The sequence below is a fragment of the Chitinimonas lacunae genome, assembly GCF_042650885.1.
Lineage (GTDB): Bacteria > Pseudomonadota > Gammaproteobacteria > Burkholderiales > Chitinimonadaceae > Chitinimonas_A > Chitinimonas_A lacunae.
The window spans coordinates 1216113-1233464 of record NZ_JBHSBU010000001.1 but is presented as its reverse complement, the minus strand read 5'-3'; the positions used below and the strand labels follow the sequence as shown (position 1 = coordinate 1233464).

Here is a 17352-nt window from a genome sequence, read left to right as displayed (position 1 = left end):
CAGGGTGTGTAAGCTGTTTTGATGAACACCCCGAAACCACGCTATGGCACAAGAAACTGGCCTGAGTACAACCGCAGCCTGCAAGCCCGGGGGGATCTGACTGTAGTGGTCAAGTATTGTCGGACACCACGATAGGAGTGTTTTTCTGTCCAGTTACGCTCATAAGCGTTGGGCGACAGGTGGCCCCGTTTGGAGTGCAGGCGCACACTGTTGTAGAAGCCGACGATAGAGTCGATGACGTCGCGTCGGGCCTCAGGGTGGTTAGCATAGTCACGCTGCCAGACCCGCTCCATCTTGAGATTCAAGAAGAAGCGTTCCATCACGGCGTTATCCCAGCAGTTCCCCTTTCGGCTCATGCTCGCGCGTAAGTCATGGCGTTCGAGCAAGCGGCGGTGAGCCTCGCTGGCGTACTGGCTGCCCCGATCAGAATGCACGATCAGACCGGGTGCTGGGCAACGTTGGGTAATAGCCATCTGCAGGGCTGAGCAGAGCAGTTCAGCCGGCATCGTCGGCGCCATGGCCCAGCCGACGATTTTGCGCGAGAAGAGATCCATCACGGCAGCTAGGTAGAGCCAGCCGCTGCGCGTGCGGAGATAGGTTATATCGCACCCCCAAGCTTGGTTAGGCGCCACCGGTTCGAACTGCCGATCCAGCACATTGGCCGCCGTGGGCAGGTCGTGTCGGCTGTCCGTCGTGTGGCGGAACTTGCGCCTCCAGGTGGCCTGTAGCCCGTGAACTCGCATGAGACGACGCACCCGGTGGCGGCCCAGCTTGATCCCTTCGTTTCGCAGCGCCGCCTGCAGACGCCGACTACCGTAGCAGCGTCCCAAACGGGCAAAGGCCGCCTGTAGCCGAACACTGACCGGGCATACCTTGGGTCTGTCAGAATTTCCGTGTTTAACGCGAGCTTGAATAAGGCGTAATGAATATCCAGGCGTCGCTCGAAGTGAATGCGCAGTTTCCCCAGGCCAGCCAGCCAAGCATGCGTCCGTTCCACCCCCCAACGGTGGAGGCTCAAACGCTCGCGGTTCTCAATGCCTCGCCTAGCGATGCAACCAGATTGATTGGAAGCCGAGCCAGCTTTGATGGGACCAGTCTCGCCGCTGGGCGAGAAGGTACCGCCGAGCCCGAGCCCGACTGCCATCGTGTCGACCCGTTACCAGAATCGCCAGGCGAAGCACGAGCGCAGCTTCGTTTATGACGAAGCGGGTCATCTGATCCAGCAAACCGACTTTGACAAGAGCTATACGTCCGGTACGGAGGCGGGGAAGGTCGACGCCCATCGCTTCCTCGATGAGGGTACGGTGCTCCAGACCAAGCGCTACGACAGGCTGGGCAATGTGCTGGAGGAGACGGTAGAGCGAAGCTGGAGCAGCGGCGTGGAAGGCCGTCGTGCGGTCGGGACGACCGAATACTGGCGCCAGCGCAATGAATACGATGAGCTGGGCCGGCTGCGTGCGGTGCAGACCGATGATGATCAGTCGACCAGCACAGCCTTGTGGCTGCAATACGGCTATGACGAGAACGGCAACCGTCGGGCCGTCCTGGGCGCCCGCCGTAGTGAAGGGTGGTGGCAGGGCTATATCAACTGGTACGACTACGACGTGCTGGATCGGATGACGCTCAGCCGAGGGGTGCTGGAAAACGGCCGTATCCAGTTGCGTCCGACCCAGACGGTATGGAGCCTGACTTCACCGCTGGTCGATTGGAACAGCTTGGCGGGCAATCGCAGCACCTTGTCGTTCAACAATGCTTGGCAGATGACGCTGGCCCTACCTAAGGACGACCAGCCGATGCTGAGCGGTGGAACGCGGATCAGCTATCTCGGTACGGGCCAACTGCGCGATTCGGTGCAGACGGTTCAGAGGGATGGGAAGACGCAGACCCAGAAGTTCTACTACGACAGTTTTGGCCGGGTGATTGCTGCGACCCAGCAGGAGAACTCGACTTCGCCTGAGATGCTGGTGTCGATGCGCACCTACGACTGGCTGGGTCGGGTGGCGAAGGAGGGCAACTGGGACCCGAGGTCGCCGAGTCCGACGCCTACCCCGACGCCTACCCCGGTTCCGACACCTACGCCGACGCCGACACCACGTCCGGAGCCGAAATCGACGCCCTCGTTGGAGGCGGCACCGTCGGTCAATGGCCACGGTCAGTTTGTGCAGGAACGGCGGAACGAGTACGACGGCAATGGCCGGCTGCTCACTCAGTACACCTTTACCGACCGGTTGCATGCCAATGCCCAGGCAGCCTCGCAGACGTCGTACCAGTACGATGGCGAGAAGCTGTTGCAGATGCAGTTCAAGACGCTGGACAAGGACAGCTGGTCGGAGACCTATACCTATCAATACCAAGCCTTTGGCAGCTGGAAGGAAACTTCGCAGATTCGCGAAGTGACTGGCCGCGACTCGCGCCGAGCCAAGAGCTACAGCGTGCTGGACGATTACGGCCAGGTCCGGGCGATCTGGCAGGCCACTCAGGCGCATGGGATTGGAGGCAACGACACCTTCGCGCCTGGTTATGTGCCCAGCCAGGTCCGCCGCTTCTTTACCGACAGCGATGGCCGGGTGCTGTGGCGGTTCGACGAGTCCAATCTGGGCGACAGCTCACCGGGGCGATTCGAGGAATCGGTCTGGCTGGCGGATAAGCCCAGCCATGACAGTAAGGACTACGAGATCCTCCGGCGCAGCGGTCCGGGCAACAAGGGGATAGCCTATGCCTACGCGGGCTCGAATGTGGTGGGGTCGGCGGGCAAGGATATCCACAGCTCGGACTTCGACTTCAACTATCTGGACCTGAGTCCGAACAGCCTGCCGCAGGCCAGCGAGCAGAGCTACACCACCCAGCAGGGCGACACGCTGCGCCGGATCGCCTTGATGAACTGGGGGGATGCGGGGCTGTGGTATCTGATCGCCGACGCCAACAATGCCGTCGATAGCTCGGAGAACCGAGCGGGGCCGGAGTCACTGCTGAAGGCGGGTCAGACGCTGAAGCTGCCGATGGTGATCAGCGCGGCTAACCGTGCCGATACCTTCCGGCCGTACAACCCGACCAAGATTCTGGGCAGTACCACGCCAGAGCTACCCGCACCGCCTCCACCGCCTGGGCCGGAAGGCTGTGGCGCGGTGGGGCAGATCGTCATGATTGTGGTTGCTGTCGTGGTGACGATCTTTACTGCTGGCGCCTTGGCTGGGGCAATGGGGGTGGCCCTTAACGGTATGATGGCGGCATCGACGCTGCCAGCCATCACGGCAAGTCAAGCGATTTGGGTAGGAGCAGTCAGCGCAGCCGCGGGCAGTTTGGCTAGCCAAGTGGTTGGGGTTGCCATTGGCCAGCAGGACAAGATCAGTTGGAAAGCGATAGGTACCGCAGCCCTTGGGGGCGCATTGACTGCCGGGATTGCGGCTTCCCCTTTGGGACAGGCTATCAATGGTTCTCAGCTGGTCAGTAGTTTTGGTTCTTATAGTCATATTGCAGGATCAGCGCTGACAGCGATGGCCGGTTCCGTAATTAGCCAAGGTGTGATGTCAGCCGCTGGGCTGAGCAGTTTCAGCTGGCGCAATGTGGCCGCCGCAGGGATCGCGGCCCCGATTGCCCAGTCACTGAGCGTAGGTGGTAACGATTTCGGGGCGAGGTTCCTCAACAATCTGACGAGTGGAACGATCAATCGTGTTGCCCAGATTGCGGTGCATGGGCGTGGCAAGCTCGATATGGTCAATATCGCGACCAATGCGTTTGGAGATGCGTTGGGGAATGGAATCGTCCATGCTATCAAAGGGCCAGATCCACTGGAGACTGCGCTGCTTGCGCGTAATCAGACTAGTCGCGCTCCTTCGGCTGGATGGCGTGGCTTGTTGGCGGAAGATCGCCCGGCTGAAGTGGAAGAACCAGTCCGCTCGCGCTATATCAACCGTTCTTACTTCCCCTCTCTATCGAGTCAGTTGGATGAGTGGGTGGATGAGTCAATTTCGATCGACTCATCAGAGTATGCTGGAAGTGGGCATGAGGATAAGTGGCTGAAAGCTCAGCTTAGTGGGCGAGCTTTACACCGCCAAGTGCCAGGTCCAGAGGGAGTGATGGGGCCTGTCCAGAGTAGCCAGTATAAGCTGGCTAATATGCGGCGGTGGATAGAAAATAAAGAGGCTGGATTATCTTTTTCTCAATCATTAATAAAGCCCGTCGGACTGGCTCTGAATGAGAAATTCTCTAAGGGAAGATCAGGACGGTCAATTTTACATGGCCCTGTTCCGGAAATTCGACAGGGTGGTCTAGACGGAGGCTTCCTTACTGAGCGTGAGTTTATGGCGGCTGCGGCGAGAGCCAACAGCTATACATGGCAACAAGGGGCTAGTTTAAGCCAAGGTTATATGACAAGTTTCACGGCATTGCCTCCGGTTGCCGTAGGAATGGGAATGGGAGAGGTTATTGTAGGAGGAAAGAAGATCTATGACGGAGATCTACAAGGTGGAGTCGCTCATATTACTTTAGGAACAGTGGGTGCTGTAACTTCTACAAAGATAGGTGGTGCACTAACAAGTAAAGTTTCTAGTCGTCTAATGAGAACGGAGGATGTGCTAGACGTAGGCTGGAGTTTGGACTCTGAGATGGTCTTCAATGCCAGTGTCGGGAAGCCAGTTACGGTTCCAAACAACACACGCTCGATATTTACCAATCAGTTCCCAGAAGATGCAGTAACGCTACGGCCATTTGAAACTTGGCGACCAGGCATGGGAGGCAATAGGAGCAAGAATGTCCTCTATTGTAGTGGTCTAATTTGGCCGGACACCTCGATAGGTGGATGATTCACCAAGCGAGGAGAAATGGATGAGTAAAAAGCGCAGAACGTTCGACGCGGAGTTCAAGCTCCAGGTCGTGAAGATGATCAAGGACGAGGGGCTGAGTGTCGGCCAGGTTTGTCGTGACCTGGACCTTGGTGAGACGGCGGTCCGTCGCTGGCTGGGGCAGTTCGAGGCCGAGTTGTCGGGGCAGCGTGGAATCGGCAAGCCCCTGACGGCGGAGCAGCAGCGCATTCGAGCGCTGGAGGCGGAAGTGAGGCGGCTACGCGAGGACAACGCGCTGTTAAAAAAAGCATCGGCCTTCTTCGCCCGGGAACTGAAGTGATCTACCGGCGCATCGCCCAACTGCAGAAGAAGGCCGGCAACGTGGCGAGGATGTGCGAGGTTCTGGGAGTGAGCCGGTCGGGTTACTACGCGGCTCAACGGCGCAGCGGCCGGAAAACCAAGGTATGCCCAGTCAGCGTCCGGCTGCAGGCGGCCTTTGTCCGTTCGGGGCGTTGCTATGGTAGTCGGCGTTTGCAGGCGACGCTGCGTAGCGAAGGGATCAAGTTGGGCCGCCACCGGGTGCGTCGTCTTATGCGTGCTCACGGGTTGCAGGCCACTTGGAAACGCAAATTCCGTCACACGACGGACAGCCGGCACGGCCTGCCCACGGCGGCCAATGTGCTGGACCGGCAGTTCGAACCAGCGGCGCCTAACCAAGCTTGGGCGTCCGACATAACCTATCTACGCACACGCAGCGGCTGGCTCTACCTGGCCGCCGTGATGGACCTCTTCTCGCGCAAGATCGTCGGCTGGGCCATGGCGCCGACGATGCCAGCCGAACTGGTCTGTTCCGCGCTGCAGAGGGCTATCACCCAGCGTTGCCCAGCACCCGGTCTGATCGTGCATTCTGATCGAGGCAGCCAGTATGCCAGCGAGGCTCACCGCCGCCTGCTCGAACGCCATGGCTTGCGCGCGAGCATGAGCCGAAAAGGCAACTGCTGGGATAACGCCGTGATGGAACACATCGTCGGCTTCTACAACAGCGTGCGCCGGCACTCGAAACGGGGCTATCTGTCGCCCAACGCTTATGAGCGTAACTGGACAGAAAAACACCCTATCGTCGTGTCCGAAAATACTTGACCACCACACTATGTTGTTCAAGAAGATGGTTCCTTGGTCATTACTCCTAGACCAAAGGATGGTGAGTGGGGGCACATCGACCTTGCATCAGGTAAGCCCGTCATTGCTGCTGGAGAAGGTCAATACAGTGGCGGCTCATTTAAGATGCTTGATAATTCCTCTGGGCATTACCAGCCAATGGGTAAATCTGCCCAAGAAGCAGCATTGAAGGCCTTTAAAGATGCCGGCTATGCAGTGCGAGAAGGTGCATACGTCGAGAAAATGTATGACTTTGCGACTGGGAAATGGGTGCCTAAGACATGAAAACTGAACAGACGTCATCAATTCTAGAGCTGCAGAACATTCTCAAGGAGGTTCGCGCTGCTGAGGACTCTCAAGACAGCGATATCGAACCTCTGTATGAGAAATTGCTCGAATATCTAAAATGCAGCGAAAACTCAAGAGAAGAACTTGTGCAAGTGCTAACAGCTGCAGTTTGTCATTTTCGAAATGCTCGAAGCGATGGCAGAGGGGAGCTTTCAATTGATGCTATTGCTTATTGCATGCACGAGCTACGTTGGGATGAGGTCCTGAAAGTGGCTATTGAAGAACATCGGAGCTACTTTGTCCCTAGACGAAGTTCGACATTAATTCGCCTTATAGAGGCCTTTGAAGACGATTGGTCAGAAGCAGAGGACTATAAAAGGTACGCTAATCATGATGGGGCCTAATGGCTGACTTATGCTCCAAACACGGCAGGCAATAAAGCACGTGGATTCGTACGCTTTACTGCAGACTTCGATGCACACATCCTGAACCGAGACTTTGGAGTGCCTGCAAAGCGAGGCATTGGTGGCGCCCATAATCTTGACGAATTCATGAAATATTCGAATGAGTTCAAGGTCGTGGGTACAGTCGATCATCCAAAGGTAGATGGGATAAAAACTATTAGGTACCAAGTGGCAGCCAGAGATCCGGCTGGCAACTTCACAGGTGCATTCCGCGAAAAGGTTTTTGAAAAGACTGTATTTGATCCATCAGTTATCCAGCCAGATACATTTCTCTCCTGGGGTAGACAAGCAGCGGCCGAGGGTCAAGCGCTCGGCCCGTTGAATCGCACTTGGACAGGAACAGCGCCCAATGGAATAAAATTCATGGGTTATCTGGACGATACTGGTGCTGTCCGCTCCTTCTTCCCTGATTTCTGAGGCTCCTAATGGACTTTCCGATTGTTTTGAGAGAAAGTCTCTTTCCCGTGCAGGCGTTCTTCAACGCAATGCCTGCTCGTTCACTGATTCGAACTTTGGCGGCGTTCTGTGATGGTGTTGGTGCGGGATTCAATGACGCGGTTTGTGAGTTCCCAGATGAGTTAGAGGAAGGCGAGGTTCGCTTTGATGGCGTAAGATTCGAAATCTTTAACGAATCAGCAACCATTTCGAACCTTGAATTCCTGGATATTGTTTCGAGAGTTTGCGCAATCTATGCAGAGCAGTATCCAGCTGAGCGCGACATAGTTCGTGACATGGTGGAAAGGCTTACGATCCGGCTTCGTGATGATTACACCCCGCATGCTCAATAACTTCCTACAGAAGCCTTGGGAATAGGGGGGCTAGGCCATTCCGCCTTTAAGCCGGTGCTGGAGCAATCCGCACCGGCTTTTTACCACCCGCGCCGTTCTACCCTGTTCTATCTCCGTTCGCGGTCTGTTCTATGTTTGTTCTATATCCATTCTACGAACGTGCGTAGAACGGCCTGTACTTAAAAACCCGCCGTTTGCTCAAATCCCTTCCAGATCAAGGCTTTGTCCGGATTCAGCGGGAGACCCGCGCCCCTGCATTTCCATCACACACCACGCAACCTGCCGGTTACCCTGCTAACCCGCGCCACAGCTGGCTTCCAGCCATATTCCGCTACCGCGTTACCGGTATTACGCTACCCCGTAAAACCGCCCGCCAAGCCAGGCAGCACAAGACTTTGGGGCGTATTCCGGCGGGAGTACTGCCTGCTGGTTGAAATGCTTGGCTGATTAGGTACGACTGAATGCAGCGGTATCGGGTGATGGCTCTGTTCAAGTTCGCTTTACGGAAGCGGACGAGCGAGATATGTGGAGGCGAGAGGCAAATCGTCATTTCAGTCCCACTGCCGTCTCCTCACCCAGTGAAGCAATGTTGACGGCAGATCGTCTGGCTATCAAACCGGATATAACCAAGAGTGAGGCCGATGCAGCCATCTCTATGCTGCGAGCTTCGAGGTTCGCTTATAAGGTAAGTGGACATGAACGGTTACAGATGAATCTGTCTGTGACCCGACTGTATGCGGCAGGAAATGTGGCAGGGTTCTACACCGCAGACAGAATTCCTGGCGAGATGGTGGCTTTGGTACCGGCATTGCCGGGTGATGGGGCGGTCCCAGGCATTGGATCTGCTGGTAGGGCGCCAATGCTCCCCTCGACGCGGGCTACTCATCATGGGCTAGCTCGACTCAATAGGGAGGGGGTGGGAAATGTTTCAAGCAATGTACGCTCGCCGATTCTGTTTGATACAGAACTAGGGTTGAACACCTATCAATCGACCGGTGCAGTTTCTCGTGCTGATCTCAGTCGATTGGCTCTTGATGGCCGCACTCGGACGGGTGAGCCAGTCTTCCGAACAGGTGAGGGGTTAGCTGCAGCAGAATTCGAGAGTGCGTTCGGTGTTCACCTTGAGCGTATTTCCAAGGAGGCTTGGCCGTCTAAGAATCCGCCAGACTTTAAAATTGTTGGTGGTGACCTCGATGGAAAGACTGTTGATTTTCTTTATACGGCAGATAGTCGTTATGCTGTCGAGAAAATGAACGATAATTTCCTTCGAAATGCCAAGGCAGAGCGAGCTGCGCTTAATAATATAATTAAGCATACAAGCAAGGCTGACTATGTCCCGATGGATTTTAGAACGCTAAATTCCGTGAATCAACAGAAGCTGCTTAATCTAACCCAGCAATTGACGCCGGCTCAGCGTGCACAACTGCTCATTATTCGATAGGAGTGACCGTGTCTGGATCAATACTTATATCTGACTCGGAAAACACTGACGATGGTGGTGTTGGCTTTGCATACAACACATCTGTCTTTCAGGCGATTGCTGAAGGTATTCGAATTGAATTTGAAGGATCAGCTTCGGAGTGCATGAAGGAGTGCTTTGAGGAACTAGATGAAATGGGTTCGGAATATATATGTCTGTATGACGTCAAGCCATGCTGTTTCCGGGAATTTGTGGGTGCTTGTGAGCGTGGGTTACGCAAGCTACAAGCAAAGCGAGAGCTGGTGATTGATTATGAGGCAACAGATGCCGAAATAGATGGCATCGCGACTCTTTGGGAAGAGCTGTTGGCCACGCTGCATATGGATCCAAGAATGACCGCGTCTTGAGAATGCAAGGAATTGATTCGGAAATAATCAATTCCTTGTTCCAAGCAGGGTGGAAGGTACGCACTTTTTCCGTGAAATTGAACTGATTGGCTCCAGAGGTGCTCCAATAGCTGAATTTGATGAAATCGATCTTGTGCATAGAGTTATTTACGAGGACAAGATTGCCAAAGGCTTTGGGCAGAATATCGGCAGCGACTTAAGCCCGGCTGCTTATGAGAAGGCTTTGCGCAGAGAAATTACAAAGTTTGTCGATAAAAAGGTTGTTGATAAGACTGAGGGAAAGATAGCAGCTCTCCAAAGTCCTGCTGGAATCAGGCCTAGCCCAAGTGGGCTCGGTACCGCTGTTGCTCCTGATCTTCAAGCTGTTCAAAGTATTCGAAACATTACCTTCCGGTTCGAAGGAGATCACTCAATATTGCAAGAGGTTATGAATACCAGGATGCAGTCCTTGCAGTCAAAGTACTCAAACTACAATTTTAGTGCCGTATATGGCTACAAGCCAGGAGGTTAATGTGACCATCACCGCTACGATTGATGAACCTAGGAATGAGCTGGAAGAGAACTTCAACATTCCGATTTGTTCAGAGGCTTTATACAAGCAGGTTATTCTGGCTGTGGCAAATCATCACAATTTGTCAACATTTTCTGGCTGGGGAACATTTTCCGAAATTGATGAGGGTGCCTTTGAGATTTTTAATGGGCAACTAAGTGTCATGAAGGAGGGAATAATAAACCTACCCGGAATATCTGATGCAACAAAGATCCATGTCTTAGAACGATTGGATACGCTCCAGAAAGCTATGGCAGAAATGTTGGGGAAGAGGAGCGATCTGGTAGTTTTAATTGGGTAATTGTTCCAAATAGTGAGATTCCTGGCTCCTTGGCTGCTCGGCTAGAGCAGGTTTCTGCCCGAACTTCAGAACAGATTGCAGACAGAGCTCGGGTTGCTGCTCTAATTAATAAAGCCAGGGTTCAAGGCGATCCTGGTGTGCCTAAATTAATTAGTCAGCTCGAAAAAAATGGCGTGACCGTTAAAGATACCAATCATTACTTGGGTAATCCTGCACGAGAAGTAGACATAGAAACAGCTGGCGGAATGATCATTCAGGTGAAGAAGCTATCGAGTGCCAACGAGATAATTAAACAGGTTCAAGCTACGCAAAGAGCAACAGGTCAACCAACGGTAGCATATGTGATAACGCAACATCGCAAAGCGAACACTGTTGTGCAACAGGCTGGTCGACATGTGCAAGTTACAAACAATCTAGATACGCTGGTGAATTGGCTAAAGGGGAACTGATATGTCAGCAAAAACGATAACATTATTTTTCCCATTCTCACTTGTTACCGAATCAATGCTTCTTGAGTTGACAAGACGGCTTAAGCTAAAAATTGACGAATTGTCCTCTGAAAAAGAGTTCGGCTTCCAATTTTCTGCTCAAGGCGGTTCTGGAAAGACCTATTTATTGGTTGAATATAGGGAGAATGATGAGGATTCAATAGAAGAAGTTGGTCACTGGGGGCAGCTTGGTGATGAAATCAAGAAGATCCTTTTAAGGTGCCAATCTAGTATTACGATTTATTATCGACTGCGTGATAACGCTAAGGAGGCAATCTTGGCAATTGGGGCGCTGCTTGGTGAAGGGCTGCAGTATTGCGTTGTTGAAAATGGCCAGGGTTGTTTGTTAACTCTTGATTCTATTGTTAAGTGTTTGCAAGATGAATCGGAGTGGTCTTGGGAGAGAGATACATTTCCTGAGCTTCCTAATGTTGCCCCTTCTGAGTGGCGATGAGTTGACTACACGTCCCAAAATAGTTTCTCCGGTGCTGCGTTTACTGAATCGTGAATCGCCTTGGCTTTTCTAGACACTTTAAAGCCTTAAACTGGCGACCAATTGGAGGTGTCTATGAGCAGCAAGCGTTACACGGAAGAGTTTAAGATTGAAGCGGTCAAACAAGTGACTGATCGAGGGCACAGCGTTGCGGACGTGGCGGCCCGGCTGGATGTCAGCCTCCATAACCTGTACGCCTGGATCAAACGCTACAGCCTGACACCGCAGGAACGTCAAACGCGTGCAAGGTCATGCAGGTTCATCCGAGCGGATTCTACGCGTGGCAAGCCCAGCCGCTGTCTGCACGTGCGCAGGAAGATCAACGCATTCAGGGTTTGATCAAGCAATGCTGGCTGGAAAGTGGTGCCGTATATGGCTACCGCAAGATCACGCCTGACCTGCGTGACTTGGGCGAATCCTGCGGCAAGCATCGTGTGGCTCGTTTGATGCGCCAGATCGGCCTCAAATCCCTGACAGGCTATGGGCGCCGCCCTGGTCACTACGGGGGCCGCCCTGCCAACGTGTCACCGAACCATCTGCAGCGAGAGTTCGACGTCAGCGAACCGAACAAGGTCTGGGTCACGGACATTACCTACATCCGCACGCATGAAGGCTGGCTGTTTCTGGCAGCTGTTCTGGATTTGTTCTCGCGGCAGGTGGTGGGTTGGTCGATGAACGCCCAGATGACGGCGGACCTGGCATTGAATGCCCTGCTGATGGCCGTCTGGCGGCGCAAGCCCACGGAGGAGGTCTTGGTTCATTCGGATCAGGGCAGCCAGTTCAGCAGCAATGACTGGCAGTCGTTTCTGCGGGCTCACAAGCTCAAGGGCAGCATGAGCCGGCGTGGGAACTGTCACGACAACGCCGTGGCAGAAAGCTTCTTCCTGCTACTCAAGCGTGAGCGGATCAAGCGCAACATCTATTCAAGCCGGGAAGAAGCCCGTCGTGACGTGTTCGATTACATCGAGATGGTCTACAACCCGAAACGGCGCCACAGCCATGCTGGCGGCCTGTCTCCCGTAGAGTACGAAAAGCAGTATTTCAACAAGCTCCGGGCTGTCTAGAAAACCCGGGGCGATTCAGACTTCACCACTGGTCGATTGGAACAGCTTGGCGGGCAATCGCAGCACCTTGTCGTTCAACAATGCTTGGCAGATGACGCTGGCCCTACCTAAGGACGACCAGCCGATGCTGAGCGGTGGAACGCGGATCAGCTATCTCGGTACGGGCCAACTGCGCGATTCGGTGCAGACGGTTCAGAGGGATGGGAAGACGCAGACCCAGAAGTTCTACTACGACAGCTTTGGCCGGGTGATCGCCGCGACCCAGCAGGAGAACTCGACTTCACCTGAGATGCTGGTGTCGATGCGCACCTACGACTGGCTGGGTCGGGTGGCGAAGGAGGGCAACTGGGACCCGAGGTCGCCGAGTCCGACGCCTACCCCGACGCCTACCCCGGTTCCGACACCTACGCCGACGCCGACACCACGTCCGGAGCCGAAATCGACGCCCTCGTTGGAGGCGGCACCGTCGGTCAATGGCCACGGTCAGTTTGTGCAGGAACGGCGGAACGAGTACGACGGCAATGGCCGGCTGCTCACTCAGTACACCTTTACCGACCGGTTGCATGCCAATGCCCAGGCAGCCTCGCAGACGTCGTACCAGTACGATGGCGAGAAGCTGTTGCAGATGCAGTTCAAGACGCTGGACAAGGACAGCTGGTCGGAGACCTATACCTATCAATACCAAGCCTTTGGCAGCTGGAAGGAAACTTCGCAGATTCGCGAAGTGACTGGCCGCGACTCGCGCCGAGCCAAGAGCTACAGCGTGCTGGACGATTACGGCCAGGTCCGGGCGATCTGGCAGGCCACTCAGGCGCATGGGATTGGAGGCAACGACACCTTCGCGCCTGGTTATGTGCCCAGCCAGGTCCGCCGCTTCTTTACCGACAGCGATGGCCGGGTGCTGTGGCGGTTCGACGAGTCCAATCTGGGCGACAGCTCACCGGGGCGATTCGAGGAATCGGTCTGGCTGGCGGATAAGCCCAGCCATGACAGTAAGGACTACGAGATCCTCCGGCGCAGCGGTCCGGGCAACAAGGGGATAGCCTATGCCTACGCGGGCTCGAATGTGGTGGGGTCGGCGGGCAAGGATATCCACAGCTCGGACTTCGACTTCAACTATCTGGACCTGAGTCCGAACAGCCTGCCGCAGGCCAGCGAGCAGAGCTACACCACCCAGCAGGGCGACACGCTGCGCCGGATCGCCTTGATGAACTGGGGGGATGCGGGGCTGTGGTATCTGATCGCCGACGCCAACAATGCCGTCGATAGCTCGGAGAACCGAGCGGGGCCGGAGTCACTGCTGAAGGCGGGTCAGACGCTGAAGCTGCCGATGGTGATCAGCGCGGCTAACCGTGCCGATACCTTCCGGCCGTACAACCCGACCAAGATTCTGGGCAGTACCACGCCAGAGCTACCCGCACCGCCTCCACCGCCTGGGCCGGAAGGCTGTGGCGCGGTGGGGCAGATCGTCATGATTGTGGTGATGATCGTCGCCACAGTCTTTACGGCTGGGGCCGCCGCGGTCGGTTTCAGCGCAGGCTTCCAGGCCATCATGACCGCTGGTGCCCAGGCGATGATTGGCTCCATGACTGCGGGGAGCATCCTGGGGGTGAGTGGCTTAGGTGGTGCCATGATGGCCAGCACCGTCGGGGCAGCAGTGGGCAGTGTCGCTAGCCAAGCGGTGGGAATGGCGATGGGTGCCCAGGACAAATTCAGCTGGAAAGCTGTCGGGACGGCGGCGTTGAGTGCTGGAGTCGGGGCCGCAATTGGCGGCTCAGGGTTGGGAGAGGCCATCCGAGGTTCCCAGTTCGTCAGCAGCTTTAGTTCCTACAGCCATATTGCCGGGGCCGCATTGACGGCGATGGCCAGCTCTGCGATTAGCCAGAGCGTGATGTCGGCCGCAGGGCTGGGCAGCTTCAGTTGGCGCAATGTAGCGGCCGCCGGGGTTGCTGCCTCGGTTGCCCCGTCGCTAAGCGTTGAAGGAGACACCTTCGGTGCAAGATTCCTCAATAACCTGACCAGCGGCACGATCAGCCGCGTTGCCCAGATTGCGATGCATGGGCGTGGCAAGCTCGATATGGTCAGTATCGCGACCAATGCCTTTGGGGATGCACTGGGCAATGGAATCGTCCGGGCTATGCAGACGGTCAGTGTGGAATCGACCAATCGGTTCCATTCGCCGGAATTGATGAAACCCCTTGCCGCCCGAGCACCGGTGGAGTTTGAGCCGTCAGATCATCAGTTTGAAGTGCCCAGCCATAGCTACAGTGCTTTGGACGGCGAGGCGGGTGATGGCAGGGGACAGGGCCGGGTCTGGTACTCCCGCACGGTACAGCGTGGCGATACGCTGACGTCGCTGGCGGATGGTGATCCTGAGCTGGCGGGGGCGATTGGTTACCAGAATGGCTTGACCAGTTCGCGTATCCGAGCAGGGATGACGCTGACCTACAGCGAAGACTATGACCAGGAAAAGGCGCAGTCTTGGATTCGTGCAGCCTATCGGGAGGATAACGATCGGGCACTGCGGGCCAAACTGAATGCAGCGGTATCAGGTGAGGGTTCTGCTCAAGTTCGCTTTACGGAAGCGGACGAGCGGGATATGTGGAGGCGAGAGGCAAATCGTCATTTCAGTCCCACTGCCGTCTCCTCACCCAGTGAAGCAATGTTGACGGCAGATCGTCTGGCTTTCAAACCGGATATAACCAAGAGTGAGGCCGATGCAGCCATCTCTATGCTGCGAGCTTCGAGGTTCGCTTATAAGGTAAGTGGACATGAAGGGTTACAGATGAATCTGTCTGTGACCCGACTGTATGCGGCAGGAAATGTGGCTGGGTTCTACACCGCAGACAGAATTCCTGGCGAGATGGTGGCTTTGGTACCGGCATTGCCGGGTGATGGAGCGGTCCCAGGCATTGGATCTGCTGGTAGGGCGCCAATGCTTCCCTCGACGCGGGCTACTCATCATGGGTTAGCTCGACTCAACAAGGCGGCGGTAGGAGATGTTCCAAGTACCATAGGGCCACGCACTTTTGCTGCGAAAGATCCTGGAGTTCCCGAGGTAATTAACGCGATTGAAGCCAAGTTCCCTGGGAAGGTGAGAAACGTGGAGATTAATGTGTTACGACCAGAAGACGATCCAGTTGGTCCGGGGAAGCCATATACTGACTTTGATATCGTCACAGATACGCACGTAATTCAGGTTAAGGTTGGCACTGGAAAAGGTATCGTTGGTCAAATTCAAACCTCACAAGCATTAACTGATAGGGTGGTGGTTGGATTTGATGCTGGTCAACTTATCGGTAATGGCACTCAGTTTAAAGGCTCCATCATGAAAGATGCGGCAGGAAAAGGGATATTCATTACTAATGATATTAATGAATTGTTGCACGTGATTGGTCCGGTTAAACCACGATAGGAGTGGAAAATGAGAGATATGGTAATGATCACCTCAGAGGGTTTTTCGCTTCAGCAAATTGCGGCCAGTCTTCTTGGTGATCCAATCTTGCGCGTCAGTTGGGATGAGGAGAGGCTTGTGGTTGAACGGCAGCAAGATGGGGCTTTTTTACAATTTCAAAGAAATGATTCAATTGCGAATTATTACGATGATGAAGAGGGGGACGTATTTAAGGGGTCTATAAATAAGCCCGTGTATTTTATTCTGAATTTTCAGGATCTGAGTTTTGCTAAGCAAATATTGCTACTCGCCTTGGATCGTGCTGATCTGTATCTTGATAATGATATGGGTTTAATTCTTCCGGGGGACAAGTTTATCAAAGTTGTCAAGGAAAGCCCAGATTGGGATTGGCTCCAACAAAAAAATAGCACAGGGCGCGCTCTAAAATGAAGTGCAACACCCAGTGACCTGCCCTGAAATTTTCGGCCCAGAAGAAAGTTGAGAGAATTGTAGTGGTCTAATTTGGCCGGACACCTCGATAGGTGGATGATTCACCAAGCGAGGAGAAATGGATGAGTAAAAAGCGCAGAACGTTCGACGCGGAGTTCAAGCTCCAGGTCGTGAAGATGATCAAGGACGAGGGGCTGAGTGTCGGCCAGGTTTGTCGTGACCTGGACCTTGGTGAGACGGCGGTCCGTCGCTGGCTGGGGCAGTTCGAGGCCGAGTTGTCGGGGCAGCGTGGAATCGGCAAGCCCCTGACGGCGGAGCAGCAGCGCATTCGAGCGCTGGAGGCGGAAGTGAGGCGGCTACGCGAGGACAACGCGCTGTTAAAAAAAGCATCGGCCTTCTTCGCCCGGGAACTGAAGTGATCTACCGGCGCATCGCCCAACTGCAGAAGAAGGCCGGCAACGTGGCGAGGATGTGCGAGGTTCTGGGAGTGAGCCGGTCGGGTTACTACGCGGCTCAACGGCGCAGCGGCCGGAAAACCAAGGTATGCCCAGTCAGCGTCCGGCTGCAGGCGGCCTTTGTCCGTTCGGGGCGTTGCTATGGTAGTCGGCGTTTGCAGGCGACGCTGCGTAGCGAAGGGATCAAGTTGGGCCGCCACCGGGTGCGTCGTCTTATGCGTGCTCACGGGTTGCAGGCCACTTGGAAACGCAAATTCCGTCACACGACGGACAGCCGGCACGGCCTGCCCACGGCGGCCAATGTGCTGGACCGGCAGTTCGAACCAGCGGCGCCTAACCAAGCTTGGGCATCCGACATAACCTATCTACGCACACGCAGCGGCTGGCTCTACCTGGCCGCCGTGATGGACCTCTTCTCGCGCAAGATCGTCGGCTGGGCCATGGCGCCGACGATGCCAGCCGAACTGGTCTGTTCCGCGCTGCAGAGGGCTATCACCCAGCGTTGCCCAGCACCCGGTCTGATCGTGCATTCTGACCGAGGCAGCCAGTATGCCAGCGAGGCTCACCGCCGCCTGCTCGAACGCCATGGCTTGCGCGCGAGCATGAGCCGAAAAGGCAACTGCTGGGATAACGCCGTGATGGAACGCTTCTTCCTGAACCTCAAGATGGAACGGGTCTGGCAGCGTGACTATGCCAACCAGGCTGAGGCTAAACGCGACGTCACCGACTACATCGTCGGCTTCTACAACAGCGTGCGCCGGCACTCGAAACGGGGCTATCTGTCGCCCAACGCTTATGAGCGTAACTGGACAGAAAAACACCCTATCGTCGTGTCCGAAAATACTTGACCA

General features: G+C 55.2%; 15 protein-coding genes and 3 pseudogenes. 16 read left to right on the top strand and 2 right to left on the bottom strand.

Features of this window, described 5'->3' with window-relative positions; genetic code table 11:
* Positions 1-158: 158 nt before the first annotated feature.
* Positions 159-869 (bottom strand): annotated as a pseudogene (locus tag ACFOW7_RS05380) (IS3 family transposase); the annotation flags it as partial.
* A 32-nt stretch (positions 870-901) separates the two neighbouring features.
* Positions 902-1051 (bottom strand): annotated as a pseudogene (locus tag ACFOW7_RS05375) (IS5/IS1182 family transposase); the annotation flags it as partial.
* A gap of 94 nt (positions 1052-1145) precedes the next feature.
* Between ACFOW7_RS05375 and ACFOW7_RS05370 the strand changes: the two are divergent.
* From ACFOW7_RS05370 to ACFOW7_RS05295, 16 genes and pseudogenes are all read left to right on the top strand, one after another.
* Positions 1146-4802: a LysM peptidoglycan-binding domain-containing protein gene (locus tag ACFOW7_RS05370; protein WP_378161849.1), complete on the top strand. Its 3657-nt coding sequence runs from the start codon at positions 1146-1148 to the stop codon at positions 4800-4802.
* Positions 4803-4824: 22 nt separating this feature from the next.
* Positions 4825-5921 (top strand): IS3 family transposase gene (locus tag ACFOW7_RS05365; RefSeq protein ID WP_378161847.1). Its coding sequence is split into 2 segments (ribosomal slippage): positions 4825-5092 and positions 5092-5921, totalling 1098 coding nucleotides; the frame shifts between segments, so codons are not numbered across the junction.
* Between the two features lie 33 nt (positions 5922-5954).
* Complete coding sequence (locus ACFOW7_RS05360; protein WP_378161845.1) at positions 5955-6224, top strand: hypothetical protein; 270 nt, start codon at positions 5955-5957, stop codon at positions 6222-6224.
* The gene (locus ACFOW7_RS05355) at positions 6221-6631 is read left to right on the top strand and encodes a hypothetical protein (RefSeq protein WP_378161843.1); all 411 of its coding nucleotides are present in this window, start codon (positions 6221-6223) and stop codon (positions 6629-6631) included. The genes ACFOW7_RS05360 and ACFOW7_RS05355 overlap by 4 nt, the downstream gene beginning before the upstream one ends.
* Positions 6632-6730: 99 nt before the next feature.
* Entirely contained in the window at positions 6731-7108 is a 378-nt protein-coding gene (locus ACFOW7_RS05350) for a CdiA family toxin C-terminal domain-containing protein (protein WP_378161841.1), read from the top strand.
* Positions 7109-7116: 8 nt separating this feature from the next.
* The gene (locus ACFOW7_RS05345; protein WP_378161839.1) at positions 7117-7479 is read left to right on the top strand and encodes a hypothetical protein; all 363 of its coding nucleotides are present in this window, start codon (positions 7117-7119) and stop codon (positions 7477-7479) included.
* Between the two features lie 973 nt (positions 7480-8452).
* Entirely contained in the window at positions 8453-8920 is a 468-nt protein-coding gene (locus ACFOW7_RS05340) for a hypothetical protein (RefSeq protein WP_378161837.1), read from the top strand.
* An 8-nt stretch (positions 8921-8928) separates the two neighbouring features.
* Positions 8929-9306, top strand: a complete 378-nt coding sequence (locus ACFOW7_RS05335) for a hypothetical protein (RefSeq protein WP_378161835.1) — start codon at positions 8929-8931, stop codon at positions 9304-9306.
* A gap of 49 nt (positions 9307-9355) precedes the next feature.
* Entirely contained in the window at positions 9356-9817 is a 462-nt protein-coding gene (locus ACFOW7_RS05330) for a hypothetical protein (protein ID WP_378161833.1), read from the top strand.
* Position 9818: 1 nt separating this feature from the next.
* Positions 9819-10157, top strand: a complete 339-nt coding sequence (locus tag ACFOW7_RS05325) for a hypothetical protein (protein ID WP_378161831.1) — start codon at positions 9819-9821, stop codon at positions 10155-10157.
* Between the two features lie 29 nt (positions 10158-10186).
* Entirely contained in the window at positions 10187-10606 is a 420-nt protein-coding gene (locus ACFOW7_RS05320; RefSeq protein ID WP_378161829.1) for a hypothetical protein, read from the top strand.
* 1 nt (position 10607) lies between these two features.
* Complete coding sequence (locus tag ACFOW7_RS05315; RefSeq protein WP_378161827.1) at positions 10608-11099, top strand: hypothetical protein; 492 nt, start codon at positions 10608-10610, stop codon at positions 11097-11099.
* A gap of 114 nt (positions 11100-11213) precedes the next feature.
* Positions 11214-12202: pseudogene (locus ACFOW7_RS05310) on the top strand (IS3 family transposase).
* Positions 12203-12248: 46 nt separating this feature from the next.
* Positions 12249-15617 carry a LysM peptidoglycan-binding domain-containing protein gene (locus ACFOW7_RS05305; RefSeq protein ID WP_378161825.1) on the top strand — a complete coding sequence of 1123 codons (3369 nt, stop codon included), beginning with the start codon at positions 12249-12251 and terminating at the stop codon, positions 15615-15617.
* A gap of 18 nt (positions 15618-15635) precedes the next feature.
* The gene (locus ACFOW7_RS05300; protein ID WP_378161823.1) at positions 15636-16046 is read left to right on the top strand and encodes a hypothetical protein; all 411 of its coding nucleotides are present in this window, start codon (positions 15636-15638) and stop codon (positions 16044-16046) included.
* Positions 16047-16168: 122 nt separating this feature from the next.
* Positions 16169-17349 (top strand): IS3 family transposase gene (locus ACFOW7_RS05295; RefSeq protein WP_378161821.1). Its coding sequence is split into 2 segments (ribosomal slippage): positions 16169-16436 and positions 16436-17349, totalling 1182 coding nucleotides; the frame shifts between segments, so codons are not numbered across the junction.
* Positions 17350-17352 lie beyond the last annotated feature (3 nt).

Excerpts from the sequence above, each read along its gene's own strand:
- ACFOW7_RS05355 (WP_378161843.1), top strand. The coding sequence starts at position 6,221 with ATGAAAACTGAACAGACGTCATCAATTCTAGAGCTGCAGAACATTCTC.
- ACFOW7_RS05345 (WP_378161839.1), top strand. The coding sequence starts at position 7,117 with ATGGACTTTCCGATTGTTTTGAGAGAAAGTCTCTTTCCCGTGCAGGCG.
- ACFOW7_RS05315 (WP_378161827.1), top strand. The coding sequence starts at position 10,608 with ATGTCAGCAAAAACGATAACATTATTTTTCCCATTCTCACTTGTTACC.
- ACFOW7_RS05300 (WP_378161823.1), top strand. The coding sequence starts at position 15,636 with ATGGTAATGATCACCTCAGAGGGTTTTTCGCTTCAGCAAATTGCGGCC.